Source organism: Rhodococcus sp. MSC1_016, from assembly GCF_023667485.2.
Classification (GTDB): domain Bacteria; phylum Actinomycetota; class Actinomycetes; order Mycobacteriales; family Mycobacteriaceae; genus Rhodococcus_F; species Rhodococcus_F oxybenzonivorans.
Genome location: NZ_JAMOZI020000001.1, coordinates 3,246,588 through 3,262,965, shown reverse-complemented (window position 1 = coordinate 3,262,965; position 16,378 = coordinate 3,246,588). Strand labels below are relative to the sequence as shown.

Annotated in this window: 16 protein-coding genes, 1 tRNA gene and 1 pseudogene; 10 read left to right on the top strand and 8 right to left on the bottom strand. The window is 65.8% G+C overall.

Annotated features, from left to right (window positions below; translation table 11 throughout):
* The first annotated feature begins 7 nt into the window (after positions 1–7).
* From L1080_RS15045 to L1080_RS15030, 4 genes are read left to right on the top strand one after another with little or no spacing between them, the layout of a single operon-like run.
* Positions 8–1,171 (top strand): isobutyryl-CoA dehydrogenase, encoded by a 1,164-nt coding sequence (locus L1080_RS15045; protein WP_250770191.1) that lies wholly within the window; start codon positions 8–10, stop codon positions 1,169–1,171.
* Positions 1,168–2,304, top strand: a complete 1,137-nt coding sequence (locus L1080_RS15040) for an enoyl-CoA hydratase/isomerase family protein (RefSeq protein WP_459031075.1) — start codon at positions 1,168–1,170, stop codon at positions 2,302–2,304. Before L1080_RS15045 ends, L1080_RS15040 begins: the two co-directional genes overlap by 4 nt.
* Positions 2,301–3,215: a 3-hydroxyisobutyrate dehydrogenase gene (gene mmsB, locus L1080_RS15035; protein WP_250778093.1), complete on the top strand. Its 915-nt coding sequence runs from the start codon at positions 2,301–2,303 to the stop codon at positions 3,213–3,215. Before L1080_RS15040 ends, mmsB begins: the two co-directional genes overlap by 4 nt.
* Positions 3,212–3,988 carry an enoyl-CoA hydratase gene (locus tag L1080_RS15030; RefSeq protein WP_459031072.1) on the top strand — a complete coding sequence of 259 codons (777 nt, stop codon included), beginning with the start codon at positions 3,212–3,214 and terminating at the stop codon, positions 3,986–3,988. The genes mmsB and L1080_RS15030 overlap by 4 nt, the downstream gene beginning before the upstream one ends.
* A 57-nt stretch (positions 3,989–4,045) precedes the next feature.
* Here the strand turns inward: L1080_RS15030 and L1080_RS15025 are convergent, their stop codons facing one another.
* Both L1080_RS15025 and L1080_RS15020 read right to left on the bottom strand, forming a co-directional pair.
* Positions 4,046–4,579 (bottom strand): MarR family winged helix-turn-helix transcriptional regulator, encoded by a 534-nt coding sequence (locus tag L1080_RS15025; RefSeq protein WP_250777246.1) that lies wholly within the window; start codon positions 4,577–4,579, stop codon positions 4,046–4,048.
* A 54-nt stretch (positions 4,580–4,633) separates the two neighbouring features.
* Positions 4,634–5,917, bottom strand: coding sequence for a multidrug effflux MFS transporter (locus L1080_RS15020; protein WP_374436101.1), 1,284 nt, complete (start codon positions 5,915–5,917; stop codon positions 4,634–4,636).
* Positions 5,918–6,023: 106 nt separating this feature from the next.
* Here L1080_RS15020 and L1080_RS15015 point away from each other — a divergent pair.
* Positions 6,024–6,095, top strand: a tRNA-Cys gene (locus L1080_RS15015).
* Positions 6,096–6,167: 72 nt separating this feature from the next.
* On the opposite strand, the gene L1080_RS15010 is transcribed toward L1080_RS15015, so the two are convergent.
* Positions 6,168–6,776 carry a TetR/AcrR family transcriptional regulator gene (locus L1080_RS15010; protein WP_250777244.1) on the bottom strand — a complete coding sequence of 203 codons (609 nt, stop codon included), beginning with the start codon at positions 6,774–6,776 and terminating at the stop codon, positions 6,168–6,170.
* 97 nt (positions 6,777–6,873) lie between these two features.
* On the opposite strand from L1080_RS15010, the pseudogene L1080_RS15005 reads away from it, so the two are divergent.
* The 3 genes and pseudogenes from L1080_RS15005 to L1080_RS14995 all read left to right on the top strand — a co-directional run bounded on the left by L1080_RS15005 (position 6,874) and on the right by L1080_RS14995 (position 9,944).
* Positions 6,874–8,660: pseudogene (locus L1080_RS15005) on the top strand (N-acyl-D-amino-acid deacylase family protein).
* Positions 8,657–9,502, top strand: coding sequence for an alpha/beta fold hydrolase (locus L1080_RS15000; protein WP_250777243.1), 846 nt, complete (start codon positions 8,657–8,659; stop codon positions 9,500–9,502). The pseudogene L1080_RS15005 and the gene L1080_RS15000 overlap by 4 nt, the downstream one beginning before the upstream one ends.
* 109 nt (positions 9,503–9,611) lie before the next feature.
* Positions 9,612–9,944: a helix-turn-helix domain-containing protein gene (locus L1080_RS14995; RefSeq protein ID WP_159921142.1), complete on the top strand. Its 333-nt coding sequence runs from the start codon at positions 9,612–9,614 to the stop codon at positions 9,942–9,944.
* On the opposite strand, the gene L1080_RS14990 is transcribed toward L1080_RS14995, so the two are convergent.
* Both L1080_RS14990 and L1080_RS14985 read right to left on the bottom strand, forming a co-directional pair.
* Positions 9,941–10,537 carry an ATP-dependent Clp protease proteolytic subunit gene (locus L1080_RS14990; RefSeq protein WP_250777242.1) on the bottom strand — a complete coding sequence of 199 codons (597 nt, stop codon included), beginning with the start codon at positions 10,535–10,537 and terminating at the stop codon, positions 9,941–9,943. The two genes, L1080_RS14995 and L1080_RS14990, sit on opposite strands and share 4 nt — an antisense overlap.
* A gap of 4 nt (positions 10,538–10,541) precedes the next feature.
* Entirely contained in the window at positions 10,542–11,150 is a 609-nt protein-coding gene (locus L1080_RS14985) for a ClpP family protease (protein ID WP_250777241.1), read from the bottom strand.
* 284 nt (positions 11,151–11,434) lie between these two features.
* Between L1080_RS14985 and L1080_RS14980 the strand changes: the two genes are divergently transcribed.
* Entirely contained in the window at positions 11,435–12,151 is a 717-nt protein-coding gene (locus tag L1080_RS14980) for an arsenate reductase/protein-tyrosine-phosphatase family protein (protein ID WP_250777240.1), read from the top strand.
* Here the strand turns inward: L1080_RS14980 and L1080_RS14975 are convergent.
* Genes L1080_RS14975 through L1080_RS14965 form a run of 3 tightly spaced genes read right to left on the bottom strand, consistent with a single transcriptional unit; the run spans position 12,141 to position 15,288 of the window.
* Positions 12,141–13,298, bottom strand: coding sequence for a sulfotransferase family protein (locus L1080_RS14975; protein WP_159921148.1), 1,158 nt, complete (start codon positions 13,296–13,298; stop codon positions 12,141–12,143). The genes L1080_RS14980 and L1080_RS14975 overlap by 11 nt on opposite strands.
* Positions 13,299–13,318: 20 nt before the next feature.
* A complete protein-coding gene (locus L1080_RS14970; protein ID WP_159921150.1) occupies positions 13,319–14,119 on the bottom strand; it encodes an SDR family oxidoreductase in 801 nt (266 codons plus the stop codon).
* Entirely contained in the window at positions 14,116–15,288 is a 1,173-nt protein-coding gene (locus tag L1080_RS14965; RefSeq protein ID WP_159921152.1) for a DUF1214 domain-containing protein, read from the bottom strand. Before L1080_RS14965 ends, L1080_RS14970 begins: the two co-directional genes overlap by 4 nt.
* Positions 15,289–15,388: 100 nt before the next feature.
* On the opposite strand from L1080_RS14965, the gene L1080_RS14960 reads away from it, so the two are divergent.
* Positions 15,389–16,315 carry a helix-turn-helix domain-containing protein gene (locus L1080_RS14960; protein WP_250777247.1) on the top strand — a complete coding sequence of 309 codons (927 nt, stop codon included), beginning with the start codon at positions 15,389–15,391 and terminating at the stop codon, positions 16,313–16,315.
* The last annotated feature ends 63 nt before the right edge of the window (positions 16,316–16,378 follow it).

Sequence of the window (16,378 nt, the reverse complement as noted above, 5' to 3'; positions counted from 1 at the left end):
GAACCCCATGTTTACCTTGACCGATGACGAGCGGGCGATCAGTGAGACGGCCCGTGACTTCGCGGCCGAGCATCTGGCGCCGTATGCCGTGGAGTGGGATCAGTCCAAGCATTTCCCGGTCGATGTGCTGCGTAAGGCGGCGTCGTTGGGGATGGGCGGGATCTACATCCGGGAGGATGTGGGTGGCTCGGAGCTGACCCGGGTGGACGCGGCCCGGATCTTCGAGCAGCTCGCGAGGGGGTGCCCGTCGATCGCCGCCTATATTTCGATCCACAACATGGTGACGTGGATGATCGACAGGTTCGGCACCGAGGAGCAGCGGCGTGCGTTCGTGCCGGGGTTGTGTGCGATGGATCAGTTGGGTAGTTACTGCCTGACCGAGCCGGGTGCCGGGTCGGATGCGGCGGCGTTGAGCACCCGGGCGGTCCGCGACGGTGATTCTTTTGTGCTCAATGGGGTCAAGCAGTTCATCTCCGGTGCCGGGACGTCGGATGTGTATGTGGTGATGGCCCGCACCGGGGAGGGTGGGCCGAAGGGGATTTCCGCGTTCATCGTGCCGAAGGAGTCGGCGGGGCTCTCGTTCGGGCCGAACGAGGTGAAGATGGGTTGGAACGCCCAACCGACCCGGCAGGTGATCTTCGAGGATGTGCGGGTGCCGGCGGCGAACCTCCTCGGCACGGAGGGCGGTGGGTTCCGGATCGCGATGGCCGGGTTGAACGGGGGCCGGCTCAACATCGCGGCGTGCTCGGTCGGTGGTGGGCAGGCCGCGCTGGAGAAGGCGGTCGCGTATCTCGCGGACCGGAAGGCGTTCGGTGCGCCGCTGCTCGACTCGCAGGCGTTGCAGTTCCAGCTCGCCGACATGCGCACCGAACTCGAAGCGGCCCGCACCCTGTTGTGGCGGGCCGCGGCCGCCCTCGACGAGGGGGCCCCGGAGGTGGTGGAGCTGTGCGCGATGGCGAAGCGGTTCGCCACCGACACCGGTTTCGAGGTCGCCAACAAGGCGCTGCAACTGCACGGCGGATACGGCTATCTGGCCGAGTACGGCATCGAGAAGATCGTCCGGGATCTGCGGGTGCACCAGATCCTCGAGGGCAGCAACGAGATCATGCGGGTCGTCATCGCCCGCAGCATCGTCGCGGGCGCCGGACATGGAAAACAAGGAGCGGCATGAGCGAGACAACCACCACGACCCCCGAGGTCATTGTCGACACGCGGGACGGTGTGGGCCGGCTGGTGCTGAATCGGCCCAAGGCGATCAACGCCCTCAACCACGGCATGGTTGGGCAGATCGCGGCAGCCCTGGCCGCCTGGTCCGACGATGATCGGGTGCGGGCGGTGGTACTTACCGGGGCCGGTGAGCGGGGTTTGTGCGCGGGCGGCGATATCGTGTCGATCTACCACGACGCCCGAGAGGGGGGTACCGGGTCGCGGGAGTTCTGGCGGGACGAGTACATCCTGAACGCGGCCATCGCGAACTTTCCCAAGCCGTATGTGGCGATCATGGACGGCATCGTGATGGGCGGCGGCGTCGGGGTCTCCGCGCACGGCAGCGTCCGGGTCGTCACCGAACGGTCGATGATCGGGATGCCCGAGACCGGGATCGGGTTCGTCCCCGACGTCGGCGGCACCTACCTGCTGGCCCGCACCCCCGGGGAGTTGGGCACCCACATCGCGTTGACCACCGCCCGCCTGAGCGCCGGGGACGCGATCGCGTGCGGATTCGCCGACCACTACCTCCCCTCGGCGCAGATCGACAGCTTTATCGAGGCACTCACACAGACCTCGGTCGACGACGCCCTCGCCCGGTTCACCGAACCCGCCCCGCCCTCGGAACTGGTGGCGCAGCAGGGGTGGATCGACGCCGCCTACTCCGCGGACAGTGTTCCCGACATCGTCGCCCGCCTGCGCGGCAGCGGGGTGCCGGAGGCGGAAAAGGCGGCCGAGCAGATCCTGTCGAAGTCGCCGACCGCGTGCGCGGTCACCCTGCAATCGTTGCGCCGGGCCCGGGCGGCGGGCAGCCTCGAGGAAGTCCTCAACGAGGAGTTCCGGGTGTCCGTGGCCTGCCTGTCCTCCCCTGATCTGGTCGAGGGCATCCGCGCGCAGGTGGTGGAGAAGGACCGCAACCCGCAGTGGTCCCCCGCCACCCTCGACGAGGTGACCGACGAGCAGGTCGAGGCGTTCTTCGCCCCGCTCGGGGACCTCGAACTCGGCCTCACCCCACCCACCCCCACAGCCACAGCAACAGCCACAGCCGTTCCGGCTGCTTCGGCCAGCGATACGCGTCCAGGAGGGACTGCATCATGAGCACTATCGGATTTCTCGGACTCGGCCACATGGGTGGTCCGATGGCGGCCAACCTCGTCAAGGCCGGGCACACGGTGGTCGGTTTCGACCTCGCGCCCGCCGCCCTCGAACAGGCAGTGAAAGACGGTGTCACCGTCGCCGAGTCGGCCGTCGACGCCGTCCGCGAGGCCGAGGTCGTGATCACGATGCTGCCGAACGGCAAGCTCGTCCTCGGCCTGTATGCGGAGATTTTGCCGGCCGCGAAGCCGGGCACCCTGTTCATCGATTCCTCCACCATCGACGTCGCGGACGCCCGCGCCGCGCACGACGAAGCCGTCACCGCCGGGCACCGCTCGGTCGACGCCCCCGTCTCCGGTGGGGTCGTGGGCGCGGCCGCGGGCACGCTCGCGTTCATGGTCGGCGGTGCCGATGAGGACTTCGAGGCCGCGAGGCCGCTGCTCGAGGTGATGGGCAAGAAGGTGGTGCACTGCGGCAACCCCGGGAACGGGCAGGCCGCGAAGATCTGCAACAACATGATTCTGGGGGTGTCGATGATCGCGGTCAGCGAGGCCTTCGTCCTCGGCGAAAAGCTGGGACTGAGTCACCAGGCGTTGTTCGACGTCGCCTCGAACGCGTCCGGGCAGTGTTGGGCGTTGACCACCAACTGCCCGGTGCCCGGACCGGTACCGACCAGCCCGGCCAACAACGACTACCAGCCCGGTTTCGCGGCCGCGTTGATGGACAAGGACCTCGGTCTCGCCGCGACCGCGTTGACCACCAACGGCGTGGAGGCCGACCTCGGGCTGCGGGCCGCCGAACTGTATCGCCGGTTCCACGCCGCCGGGCACGGCGGCGAGGACTTCTCGGCCATCGTCAACGACATCCGCGACCGCTCCACCGCACAGACCGCGCAGGCCGGGGGGAACCAGTGACCGATTTCGAGACCATTCTGCTCGACCGTCAGGGCCGGGTCGGGATCATCACCCTGCACCGCCCGAAGGCCCTCAACGCCCTGAACTCACAGCTGATGCGCGAGGTCGTCGCCGCGGTGGAGGAGTTGGACAAGGATTCCGAGATCGGGGCCATCCTGATCACCGGATCGGATCGGGCGTTCGCCGCCGGCGCCGACATCAAGGAGATGCAACCCAAGTCGTACATGGACGTCTACCTCGACGACTTCTTCTCCGCCTGGGACAAGGTGGCCGCGGCCCGCACCCCCACCATCGCCGCGGTCGCCGGGTACGCGCTCGGCGGTGGATGCGAGTTGGCGATGCTCTGCGACATCCTGATCGCCGCGGACACCGCGAAGTTCGGGCAACCCGAGATCAAACTCGGGGTCATCCCCGGGATCGGCGGCTCGCAGCGGCTGACCCGGGCGGTCGGTAAGGCCAAGGCGATGGAACTGTGCCTGACCGGCCGGAACATGGACGCCGAGGAAGCCGAACGCGCCGGACTGGTCTCGAGGATCGTGCCCGCCGCGGACCTGCTCGACGAGGCCCTGCAGACCGCGACCACCATCGCCGACATGTCGCTCCCGGTGGCGATGATGGCGAAAGAAGCCGTCAACCGGTCCTTCGAAACCACCCTCACCGAAGGAATCCGCTTCGAACGACGAGTCTTCCACTCCACCTTCGCCACCGAAGACCAAAAAGAAGGCATGACCGCGTTCGTCGAAAAACGCCCACCGGTATTCAAACACCGCTAGTAGCCGTCACGAGAACTGTTGCCCCGCACCGAAAAACGGTGCGGGGCAGCAGTCGTCTCACCACTTGGTGGGGGCGTCTCCGGTGTCGAAATCTCCTGCCGCGCGGCGCAGTTCGGCGAGGATCGTGACCAATTGTTCCAGCTTGTCGCCGGACACGCCGGGACTCGAGAACACCTGGGCGTTGAGTCGCTCGGTGGACTCGACGGCGAGTTTCCTTCCCGCGTCGGTGATTTCGATCAGGGTCGCACGGCGATCGCTGGGGTGGGGCACGCGTCGCACGAGATTCGCCGTCTCGAGCCGGTCGACGGCGTTCGTCACGCTGGTCGGGTGAACCTGAAGGCGCGCGCTGGCCTTCGCCATCGGGAGCGCGCCGGTGCGCGTGAACGTCAGCAGTGTCAGCAATTCGTACCGGGCGAACGTGAGCCCCGACGGCTTGAGCACCTCTTCCACCCGGGCCATCATGATCTGCTGTGCCCGCATCACCGAGGTCACCGCAGCCATCCCGTCGGCAACATCACCCCAGCCGTGCTTCGTCCACTGCCGGTGGGCCTCTTCGATGGGGTCGAGATGAAGTGGTGACGGTGGTGGCATGCGTCGATCATCCCATGTCGGGTGACGGGCTGCGAAAGCGCGCGGACTGTGTCGTCAGCGCGCGTCCGCCCGCGCGGTGGCAAGCAGTGCCACGAGTCCGAGGGCGACGCACATCGTCATCGTCGCACCGAGGGCGACTCCCGTATTGCCGAGGACTCCGACGAGCGGAGCGATGAGCGCGCCGATGCCGAACTGCAGGGCGCCGAGCATGGCAGCGGCGGTGCCGGCTGCCTCGCCATGCCTGCCGAGTGCCAGTGCCGGGGCGTTGGGCAGGACGAACCCGACACCGGCGAGCAGGAACCACAGTGGAATGACGAAGCCGACCAGACCGCCGAGTTCGAGGTAGGCGGTCACCAGCAAGGCGGCGCCCGCTACGGTCGCGAAGGCCAGTGAGGCGATCGTGATCTGCTGGGGCGACCACCGGGCGAGGGCGCGGACGTTGAGCTGGGAGGCGCCGATCAGAGCGATCGCGCCTGAGCTGAACAGCAGCGCGAACTGCTGCTCGTCGAGGCCGTACTGATTCTGGAATACGAAGGACGCGCCGGAGACGTAGGCGAACAACGAGGCCATCCCGACGCTGGAGACCAGTGTGAGCACCATGAACTTGCGGTCACCGAGAAGGCTTTTGTACGTCGACAGCACCGAGGAGAGGTTGCTGGTGCGTCGTCGCTCCGGTGGGAGCGTCTCCTTCAGGGCGAGTGCGCCGATCAGTGCCGTGAGCGTTCCGATGAGCGCGAGGACGACGAAAATCCCGCGCCAGTCCAAAGCGATGAGGAGCGCGCCGCCGATGCTGGGGGCGAGCACGGGTGCGACACCCAGGACGAGCATCAGCCGTGACATGACGACCGCGACCATGTTTCCGCTGTACAGGTCACGTACCACGGCAACGGCGACGACGGCGGCTGCGGCGGCGCCGATGCCCTGGAACACCCGGAGCGCACCGAGCACGGCGACGGTCGGCGCGAAGACAGCGAGCACTGAGGCGAGGACATGCAGGCCGATTCCGGCGATCAACGGTCGCCGGCGCCCGAGGCTGTCCGCGAGCGGACCGACGATCAACTGGCCGAGCGCGAGGCCCAGCAGCGTCCCGGTGATGGTCAACTGCACGGCCGACGACGACGCTCCGAGGTCGGTGCCGATGTCGGGGAGGGCGGGCAGGTACATGTCGATGGTGAACGGTCCGAGCGCGATGAGTGCGCCGAGCACCAGCACGATCCGCAGGCTCGGCCGATCGGCTGCGGCGGTGCCGGTGTCGGGGGTTGCTTGTGCCCGAAGTCGGGTAGGTGAGGCGGAGGTCTCATCGATAGCCGTCATAAGGGGGGACAGCAACGAGGACACCTGGTTTGTTCCCGCATCGGCGTGTCGGCCCGGAACCGGGATCAAAATCACAGTGAATCGAAACCTTTCGGCGTCGATGCCCTCCGGGCAGTATCAGCTCTACCCCGCGGGTGTGGCTGAGATGGTGAGGCACCGGCCTGCAAAGCCGTTCACACGGGTTCGAGTCCCGTCACTCGCTCGCGGAAGACCGGCAGGCGCACGATGCGCCTGCCGGTCTCGATACGTAGGCACGGGTAGTACCGCGTGCCGATCACCCGTCTTCGAGGCGAATGCCGTGGTCGACGCCTGCGGCCGGAAGCAGACAGTAGAGGCCGCGCTCGCAGAGGTCGATCATTTCTGAGCGCGACATCGTCGGGTGATCGACCCACGACAGGACGATCTCTTCCATAAATGCCTGCCATCCCTGGATCGCCGCCTCGAGTGCCGGGGTCGTCGATACTCCGACTTGCGCGAGCGCACGTCCGATCTCCTGGGTGAACGTGTGCCGCATTCCCCGGTAGATCTTTCGCATGCCGTCGTCCCCGCTGCCCGCCATGCGCATGACGGCCAAATAAATCGCGGGGTGCGCGATCACCGCCTCGGCGAACGTCTCGACACCCGCACGCAGTTGCGCCGAAAGGGGGAGCGACGTGTCGGGCGTCATCCTCCGCTGCAACTCGGTGGCCGAGGCTTCGAGCACTGCGTTGCGAAACCCGTGCTTGTTCTTGAAGTAGTGGAACAACAGTGGCGACGAGACGCCTGCCTCGGCCGCCACCTGATCCATCGACAGCTGCTCGAACGGCACCGAGTCGAGGAGTCGCATGGCGACATCGAGGATCTGCGCGCGCCGATCTGCGGGGGAGCGGGGAGCGGCGGGCATCTCTGCACTCTAAGGGACGGGACGGCACACCCCATTGACTTTCACTCAACGGTGTACGTAACGTCGTGTAACACCAACTGAGTGTGAGGAGCGCAACATGTCGGACTTCGACATAGTGGTCGACGGAGGGCTGTGGTTCGACGGAACCGGGTCTGCGCCTCGCCGCCGGAACCTGGGCATTCGCGACGGAGTCGTCGTCAGGGCCTCCGCGGAGCCCCTCCCCGTCGGGCCCGACACCGAAGTGATCGACGCGGCGGGCAAGTGGGTGGTGCCCGGCTTCGTCGACGTGCACACGCACTACGACGCCGAGGTCCTGGTCAGCCCCGGCCTGCCCGAATCCGTCCGGCACGGCGTCACCACCGTTGTCCTCGGGAACTGCTCGTTGTCGACGGTGTATTCGACACCCCGTGAATGCGCCGACCTGTTCAGCCGGGTCGAGGCCGTACCCCACGACTCGGTGCTGCGCATCCTCGACGACAACAAGAGTTGGCAGAATCCGGCCGAGTACGTCGACGCGCTCGAATCGCTTCCGCTCGGTCCCAATGTTGCCGGTTTCATCGGGCACTCCGACATTCGCACCCGCGTGCTGGGGCTCGCCGCGGCACCGACAGGCGGGTGAAGCCCAGCGCCGGAGAACTCGAGCGGATGGGTGCGATGGTCACCGAGGCCCTCGATGCGGGTTTCCTCGGTCTGTCATCGATGACGAATGCGCTCGACAAGATCGATGGCGACGAATATCGTTCGCGTTCTTTGCCTTCCACTTATGCGCGGTGGCGCGAATTCCGCTTCCTCAACCGGATCCTGCGCGAGCGCGGCAAGATCCTGCAGAGCGCACCCACGATCAACCTGCATCCCAACATTCTCGGATTCTTCGCCGAGAGTTCGGGTCTCGGCCGCCGCAGGCCCCTCAAGACGTCGCTACTCTCCGCGGCGGATTCCAAGGCGTACCCGCCGATCGTGTACTTCATGCTCGGTGCTGCGCCGCTGCTCAACAGATTCGCCAAGACCGACTTCAAGTGGCAGCACCTGCCCGTGCCGTTCACCGTGTACGCGGACGGCATCGATCTGGTGGTGTTCGAGGAGTTCGGCGCGGGCGCGGCCGCGCTGCACCTCAAAGACCAGGTGGAGCGCAACGCGCTGTTGCAGGACGAGTCGTACCGGCGTCAGTTCCGGAAGGAGTACGACGACAAGTTCAGCCCGCGCATCTGGCACCGCAACTTCTACGACGCCGTCATCGTCGGATGTCCCGACGAGACGTTGATCGGCAGCACCTTCGGCGCGGTCGGTGAGCTGCGCGGCGTCCATCCGGTCGACGCCTACCTCGACCTCGTCGTGAAGTACGGCACGGACCTCCGGTGGCGCACCACCATCGCCAATCACCGGCCGAAGTTCGCGAAGAAACTGGCCGCCAGTTCCGGTGTGCAGATGGGCTTCGGGGACGCCGGCGCGCACCTACGCAACATGGCTTTCTACAACTACCCCATCCGGTTGCTGAAGCGTGTCAAGGACGCGCAGACCGACCGCACGCCGTTCCTGACGGTCGAGCGGGCCGTCCACCGCCTCACCGGCGAGCTGGCCGACTGGTACGGCATCGATGCCGGTCACCTAAGGGAGGGCAACCGCGCCGATCTGGTCGTGATCGACCCCGCCGGACTCGACGACACGGTCGACGGACTGTTCGAGGCCGAGGTTCCCGAGTACGGCGGCCTGCGAAGAATGGTCAACCGCAGCGACGGCGCCGCTGTCGCTACCGTGATCAACGGCAAGCTCGTCTACCGGGACGGACAGTTCACCGGTGGCTTCGGCGTACACAAGACGGGGAAGTTCCTGCGCGCCGGGTTGTCCGGTGCGCACGCCCGTGACCGTGTGGAGAGTGATCGATGACAGGCAACGGACGCGTCACCACGTTCATCAGGAACGGGCTGACGTTCGACGTTCGCGACGAGGGTCCGATCGACGGAGCCCCCGTGGTGCTGCTCCACGGTTTCCCACAGGATTCGAGATCATGGGACAAGGTGGCGCCGCTGCTGCACAGGCGCGGTTTCCGCACCCTTGCGCCGGACCAGCGCGGCTATTCGGCCGGGGCCAGGCCTCGCGCCCGTTGGGCGTACCGCACCTCGGAATTGGTAGCGGACGTCGTCGCGCTCATCGACCAGGCAGGCCTCGGCCCGGTGCATGTCGTCGGGCACGACTGGGGCGCTGCGGTGGCGTGGGGTATCGCGGCGGAACTGCCCGACCGGATCCGCACGCTCACGGCGTTGTCGGTGCCGCACCCGGCGGCGTTCCTGCGGGCGATGCTCACCAGTCGTCAGATCCTGCTGTCCTGGTACATGTTCGCGTTCCAGCTGCCGTGGATCCCGGAGCGGATGATCGCCTCGGACGGTTACGGCTACCGTGCCCTGCTCTCCAGCGGGCAGGCCCCGGACCGGGCGAAGCGCGACCTCGAATCGATGCGCGACCGGAGTCGAGCTCGGGGGGCCCTGAACTGGTATCGCGCAATGTTCTTGGCCTCGCCGGGTTCGGTGACCGGCAAGGTCCGCGTACCCACTCTCTTCGTCTGGAGCGACGGCGACACGGCAATCGGCCCGGTAGGACCCGAACTGACCGCGAGGTTCGTCGACGGCCCGTACACGTACGAGGTGCTGCACGGCGTAAGCCACTGGATCCCCGACGAGGCCGCCGAGCGCCTCGACGAACTACTCGGCAACCACTTGCGCGATCACTAGCGACCCGTCGCGATACCTGGCACTCGCCTGATGTCGTCACACCGACCGGCTCTCCGCTGTCGGTGAACGCCGCCTCGTCCGGGAACATCGTCTGGAAAACTCCGGAGGTATGGAACCGCAGCGCAGACTCACGTTGGTGACGGGCGCTCCCGAGCACCCGCGGGAGGAGCCGCTGGTGCGCGAGCTCTACGGGCGGGTGCTTCGGGACGCGCGCCGGGACCAAGACCGCAGTCTCGAGGATGTCGCCGCAGAGGTCGGCATGTCCAAGCAGTACCTCTCCGAAATCGAACGCGGCAAGAAGGAACCGTCCTCGGAAATGCTGCGCGCAGTGTGTGGTGCGCTCGGTCTGCCGGTGGAACACCTGCTGTTCCGGTCGGGGCGCCGGATCGGTGCCACGAACAGGAACGCCGGACGAGGCACTCCCACGATGCTCGCGGCCTAGTTCTCCTGTCCCGTGGTGATCAGTGTGTCGGCCAACCCGTAGTCGATGGCCTCCCGGGCGCTGAAGATTCGATCCCGGTCGGTGTCCTGACGAAGACGGTCGATGCTCTGCCCGCTGTGCTTGCTGAGAATTTCTTCGGTCTGCGAACGGACCCGCAGTATTTCGGCGGCTTGCAGGGCGAGATCGGAGATTGTGCCACTGCCCTGCGTGGACGGTTGATGCAACAGAACTCGGGAATGTGCGAGAACGTGACGGTGTCCCTTCGTTCCCGCGGCCAGTAGCACGGCGGCGGCCGATGCGGCCTGGCCCATGCAGTACGTCGCGATCGTCGGCCGCAGGAACTGCATCGTGTCGTAGATCGCGAGCATCGCCGTGGTGGACCCGCCGGGTGAGTTGATGTAGAGCCCGATCTCCCGGTCGGAGCTGTCTGCCTGAAGGTGAAGTAGTTGAGCCATCACCACATTGGCGACACCGTCGTCGATCTCCGTGCCGAGAAAGACGATCCGTTCGTTCAACAGCCGGCTGAAGATGTCGAACGACCTCTCACCCGCCGGCGTCCGCTCGATGACATTTGGAATGGTGTACAGGGACATGGCGTCAGAGTCCTATCCTGGGAGCGGTGGTGTGGGGCGCGATTTCGGCGAAGGTCGATACCACCCGGTCGACGATCCCGTACTCACGGGCCTCGTCTGCGGTGAACCAGCGATCGCGGTCGCTGTCGGCTGCGATTTCCTCGACAGGCCTACCGGTTTCGTCGGCGAGTATCTGCTGCGATTGACGTTTCATCCGTTCGAGACTTTCGGCCTGAATGGCGATGTCGACGGCTGTTCCGCCGATGCCTGCCGAGGGCTGGTGCATCATGATCCGGCTGTGCGCGAGAGCGATTCGCTTGCCTCGGGTTCCGGAGCAGAGAAGCACTTGCCCCATGCTGGCCGCAAAACCCATGGCCACCGTGACCACGTCGTTGGGGATCAGTTTCATGGTGTCGTAGATGGCCAGTCCCGCGAAGACGGAACCGCCCGGCGAATTGATGTAGATGACGATGTCGCGATCGGGGTCGGCGGCCGCGAGCAGAACCAGCTCCGAGCAGGCACGCTCCGCCATTGCGTCGTCCACTTCGCCCGTGAGGCGGATGGTTCGCTGACGGAAAAGCCGGTCTGCCAGTAGATCGCGGTAGTTGAGGTCAGCAAGTGTGGCTGTAGTCATGACCTCAGTACTACCGCCGTATGAGTACTCGATCGGCGATTGTCTGCTGTGGGCAGACACGGCATCTAGACGTCGGAACATCGGTGGGCACGATGTGACGCAGATCGCGCGCGTCGCTTCGGGCCCCTCGGACCAAGGTCGAGCTGGGCATTTACCCAGAAAGGTGTCGGGGCGGCGACGAGTAGATGAACTACGCACGACCGGAACGTGAACGACGTAAACAGACCGCTCGGCCAGTGGACATCGGTCTGTCTCCGAGTGGATTTGATGGTTAGGGTGCCCTCATGCACGTTCTGTTCGTTTGTAGCGGCAACGTCTGCCGTTCGCCGATCGCAGAGCGGTTGACGCGCGCCTATGCCGTGGACCGCGGTATTTCGCATCTCACTGCGGAAAGCGCCGGTGTGCGGGCGCTGGTCGGATTCCCCATCGAACCGATCGCGGCGAGAGTAGTGGAAGGTCTGGGCGCCAGCGCCGACGGTTTCACCGCACGACGACTACGCCCCGAGATGATCAAGAGAGCCGACCTCGTGCTGGCCATGACCGAGCAGCTCCGGGATCGCTCGATGGAGCTGGTCCTCGGGACGAGTCACTGCACGTTCACGCTGCGCGAAGCGCACCGGATCGCGAGGGACACCGGTGCCCGGACCGTCGCCGAACTTGCCGTAGCGCGACGGGACTACGGGCCCATCGAGCACCCGAACATCAGCGACCCGGTCGGGCTGAGCGAGGCCGCGTTCACGCAGGTGGGTGATCAGATCGCCGCGTCGTTGATGTCACTGCTCGATGTACTCGACCTCGAGTCGGCCACGAATCCCGAGGTCGACGAGGCCATGTGTCCGGATCCCGCGCCGGAGCCGGAGCCGGAGCCCGAGCCCGTGCCGACGCCGGACCGGGCCCCCACGCCGACGGCGGCGCCGACGTTCATGCTGCCCTTGTCGCCGCGACCCCTCGTCGCGGCGCGGGCGGCGTCGTCGATCCTCGACTACCCCGTCACCTGGTAGCACTGAACCGGTAGTCGGCGAACCTTTCATCCACCTGTTCAGGCGAGAGTCCGAAGTCCTCGAGGGTGTACTTGTGGGACGGCCGTCGGTCGCCGGCGCGGCTCTCGGCATGCATGGCCTCCATGGCCGACTGCGCCGACGGGGTCAGCTCGAGGCCGAAATGGGTGTAGACACCCTCTACGGTCCCCAGTGGGTCCGCCACGAAGTCGTGATAGTCGACGTCGAGGAACTGGGCGCTGTCGTGCCGAGCGCGGACTTCGGTGAACTGCTCGAGCCCGCGCGCCCACAAGTCGAGCTGGCTCTCACCGATCACGTTGCCGCGGAACTTCTCGGACCATCCGTCGGTTGCCTGCTCCGCCAGGCTGCACACCGAGGGGACGATGGTGCGTGGGGGCCGGTGCGTCTGGATTACCACAGCATCCGGATACACCGCGAGTAACTCGTCGAGGGCGAACAAATGGCTGGGATTTTTGAGCACCCAGCGGCGGTCGCGGTCGGGGAGACCGATCAATTGCAGGTTCTTCTTGTGCCGCTGATAGGCGTTGGTCCACGTCTGACCGGCAAGCCACTGCGAGTACGTCGGCAGATTCGCAAGGCACTCGTAGGAAATCGATTTGAAGGTCTGCCGGAGCAGCTGCCAGCATTCCTCGACCTCGCTCGCGGACATGTAGTGCACACCCATGAACTCGGGCCGTTCGATGTGGTGACGACTGAAGCCCTCCTCGATCTTCTGGAACACCGGATTCGACGCCCACGTTTCCCGCGGCGGCCGTGGTTGTGGCATCTCCGTCAACCACATCTCGAGTCCCTGGTGCGACGGATCGGCAGTCAAGAGCCGGTGCAGAGCCGTGGTCCCGGTTCGTGGAAGCCCGGTGACGAAGATGGGGCGGTCGATCGAAACGTCGGCGTACTCGGGGTTCTGCTTCCACGCGGCCTCGCTGAGCAACCGGGCCACCAGCGCGCCGCGCAGGAAGACCCGCGCGACCTTGCTGCCCAGCGGTGTCAGTTGCTCGTCGGTGGCGTAGGAGTCCAGCAGTACGCCGAGTGCTTCGGTGTAGTCGTCGGAGCCGAAGTCGGTCAACCCGGTCATGCGGGTCGCCGACTCGTGTAGGTCCTCGACCGTGCCGACGGTGGTGCGCTCACTCATGATGGTCCGGTTCTCTCTCGCTAGTGATGGAATTCGCCGCAGTTGACGTCGAGGCACTGACCGGTGATGGCCCGTGCCATCGGCGATGCGAGAAAGATGACGGCGTCGGCCACTTCGTCGGTCTCGGGCAACCTCTTCAGATCGGTGCCCGCGGCGGTGTGCTCGTAGATCTGCTCCATCGTCGTCCCGTACTTCTCGGCCTGGTGTGCGAAGTACTGTTGCAACGTGGCTCCCCAGATATAGCCCGGTGCAACGGAGTTCACCCGGATTCCCTGCGGCCCGAGCTCCGTCGCGAGAGATTGCGACATGGCCAGAAGGGCGGATTTCGCCATCTTGTAACTGCCGTAACGCTCCTGCGAGTGGCGGAGAACCATCGAGTTGATGTTCACCACCGCGCCCGAAGATTCGGCCAGAGCCGGGGTGAAGAGTTGAGTCAGGCGGAGCGCGCCGAGGACGGTCAGTTCGAAACTACTGCGAATCGAATCGAAGTCGGTGCGGGCCAGAGGTTTCATCGACGGGACCGAGAACGCGTTGTTCACGAGTACGTCGACCTTGCCGTACGCATCGACTGCCGCGGCGACGAGATTCTCCGCCGAGGCGGGGTCGGTGATGTCCGTCGGAACCGTCACCGCGCGGCGGCCGAGCGTGATGATCTCCTTGGCCACCTCCTCGAGCCGGGAGGCGGTGCGAGCGGCGAGCACCATGTCGGCGCCTGCTTCCGCACACCGCACCGCGAGCGTGCGACCCAAAGCGGGTCCGACACCGGAAATGACGACTACTTTGTCGCGCAGCAGGTTGCTGTCGCTCACGGCGGCGCTCATCCCAGCATCCGATCCGCGACAGCCGCTTGCCGCGCAGCGATCCGCGCGGCATAGCCCTCGCGTGTGATGGTGTTGGACCGGTAATACGGGAGCTTTCCGGGGATCTCCTCGATCCCGACGATCTCGATACGGGGCCCGTCGGCCTCGGTCAGTTCCCGGGACACTCGCTGCCAACGGAATTGGAGGTAGCCGCGAAGATGACCTGTCGTCTCGATCCAGTTGGTGACTCCCGGATCGGCTTCGCTGACGACGAGACGAATCATCCCATCGGGGTCCACCTGCGACTGCGAGACGTTCAGCGACGTTTGGTGGTTGATGTAGTCGAGGGAGATGTACCACAGACTGCCGAGCTGAAATCCCTGGTACGGAGCGTCGGACCGCGGAACGGTGATGATGATGGCCTGGTCCTCGGAGATGTCGTAGTGACCGACGGAGGAGTACTGGGTGGCCAATCCGCCCGGTGTGAGCCGGGGTTCGGTCATCGTGTTGACCGGAAGGTTGAGATAGAACCACTCGGGGAACTGCAGCCACGTCTTGACCCGTGACACGAGTGCCTTGCCTGCTTGCGCATAGCGCTTCTCCACCGACTCCCGGGTGAGGGGATCCGGCGCGGTACCGCTCGTGTCGGCGCGCGCGATGCGGATCGTTCCACGTCGCTGGCTCCAATCGCTGTAGACCTCGCGGACCACCAGTTGGGAGGACCCGGGCGCGAGCGGAAAATAGTTGCGCCTGCTCGCATCCGGCCCTGCCCCCGGGCCGAACCGGAGCTCGAAGCTGCCGTCGGCGGCGATATCGATCTCACGATCGTCGAAAGCGGTCACACTGCCGGGCACATCTGCGGCGGTGTAGTTTCCGCTGAGAATCTGGAAACTCAGGTCTGCTGTGGTGCCTCGCGTGCCAGTGACGACGTATTCGACGTCGTCACTGATCCGTGCGCCGAAGTACAGGGTGTCGGGGTTGTCGAGGCCCATCTTCATGTATGGCCCCGTGCCGGAGATGAACGTCGGGTGGGATCGTTCGGTGGCCCAGGCGGCATGGGTTGTCGCGAGGATTCCGCCGGCGAGGTACCGGTAGCCCTCGAGCAGATCCTGCTCGGTCCGGATGTGGGGGGCGGTCTCGATCAGTTTCTCGGCCTCGGCCAGGGCGTCGGCGAATGGGTCGGTCAGCACACCGTGCTCCTCACGATGGGGTGGTACATATATGTACCTGCGTGGTAGAACGTGATGGACCGACAATAGAACGTGTTCTAAGGAGTGGTCAATGACTGCCATGGACGACGGCGTCGACAGAGCCCAGGGGCGACGGTCCCCGCCGACTGAACGGGTGGTGCAGGTGCTCGACTTCCTGGTGTCCCGCAAGGAGCACCGGTTCGGCCTCTCCGAGCTCTCGCGGACCCTCGACATCAGTAAGCCGACGTGTCTCGGCATTCTCACCGAGCTGGTCCGCGGCGGCTATCTGGTCCGCGACCCGGTTACGAAGTCCTACGGCCTCGGCCCCGCACTGATCGCGGCTGGGCGTGCGGCGCAGCAGGGATTCGCCGCCGGTCCGGTCGCGCGCAGGCATCTCGCGGCTCTCAGTGCCGAGTATCAGACGACGTGTACGGCGTCGGCGGTGGTGGGCGACCGGATCACCGTTCTGGAACTGACGAGCCCTCCCGGCGTGCGAGCGGCTGCCAAGGTGGGGGAGATGTACCCATTCGCACCACCCGTCGGCCTGATGTATGTGCTCTGGGACGGTGAAGATGCGCTGCAGTCGTGGCTGCGGCGAGAACCGACCCTGCCGGTTCGCCTCGATCGGGAGCGGCTGCGCAAGGTGGTCGAGGAATGCTCACGGACGGGGTATCTCGTCGAAACGCTCACTCCGGTGGGTCAGCGTTTGCACACCTTGATGGCCGGCGTGGCCGCCCACGATCTGCCTGCGGAACTACGCGACGTTCTCGGCGAGATGGTGTCCAGTCTGGGTGAGCGCGTGCACCTCGATGCCGAACATGCCGATCCCGGCGCGATGCATCCGGTCAGCCTGATTGCCGCGCCGACATACGACGCGGAGGGGCATCAAGCCATGGTGCTCACGTTGTATGTGGGCGCGGAACTCGCATCGGACGACATCGCTCGTCGAGGCAAGGCCCTCGCGGCGGCCGCGGACGCGATCACCCAGGAGGTGGGGGGACGCCGGCCTCGCAGAGGCGGGCATTGACCTACTTCTGAAACACGTTCTATTGTCGAGGGGACCTTTTCGACCGGACCGGTCCAAATATGA

What these genes read in the sequence shown, in the direction of transcription:
- L1080_RS15045 (WP_250770191.1), top strand. Translation starts at nt 8, where the DNA reads ATGTTTACCTTGACCGATGACGAGCGGGCGATCAGTGAGACGGCCCGT.
- L1080_RS15040 (WP_459031075.1), top strand. Translation starts at nt 1,168, where the DNA reads ATGAGCGAGACAACCACCACGACCCCCGAGGTCATTGTCGACACGCGG.
- mmsB (WP_250778093.1), top strand. Translation starts at nt 2,301, where the DNA reads ATGAGCACTATCGGATTTCTCGGACTCGGCCACATGGGTGGTCCGATG.
- L1080_RS15025 (WP_250777246.1), bottom strand. Translation starts at nt 4,579, where the DNA reads ATGCCACCACCGTCACCACTTCATCTCGACCCCATCGAAGAGGCCCAC.
- L1080_RS15010 (WP_250777244.1), bottom strand. Translation starts at nt 6,776, where the DNA reads ATGCCCGCCGCTCCCCGCTCCCCCGCAGATCGGCGCGCGCAGATCCTC.
- L1080_RS15000 (WP_250777243.1), top strand. Translation starts at nt 8,657, where the DNA reads ATGACAGGCAACGGACGCGTCACCACGTTCATCAGGAACGGGCTGACG.
- L1080_RS14995 (WP_159921142.1), top strand. Translation starts at nt 9,612, where the DNA reads ATGGAACCGCAGCGCAGACTCACGTTGGTGACGGGCGCTCCCGAGCAC.
- L1080_RS14990 (WP_250777242.1), bottom strand. Translation starts at nt 10,537, where the DNA reads ATGTCCCTGTACACCATTCCAAATGTCATCGAGCGGACGCCGGCGGGT.
- L1080_RS14985 (WP_250777241.1), bottom strand. Translation starts at nt 11,150, where the DNA reads ATGACTACAGCCACACTTGCTGACCTCAACTACCGCGATCTACTGGCA.
- L1080_RS14980 (WP_250777240.1), top strand. Translation starts at nt 11,435, where the DNA reads ATGCACGTTCTGTTCGTTTGTAGCGGCAACGTCTGCCGTTCGCCGATC.
- L1080_RS14975 (WP_159921148.1), bottom strand. Translation starts at nt 13,298, where the DNA reads ATGAGTGAGCGCACCACCGTCGGCACGGTCGAGGACCTACACGAGTCG.
- L1080_RS14970 (WP_159921150.1), bottom strand. Translation starts at nt 14,119, where the DNA reads ATGAGCGCCGCCGTGAGCGACAGCAACCTGCTGCGCGACAAAGTAGTC.
- L1080_RS14960 (WP_250777247.1), top strand. Translation starts at nt 15,389, where the DNA reads ATGGACGACGGCGTCGACAGAGCCCAGGGGCGACGGTCCCCGCCGACT.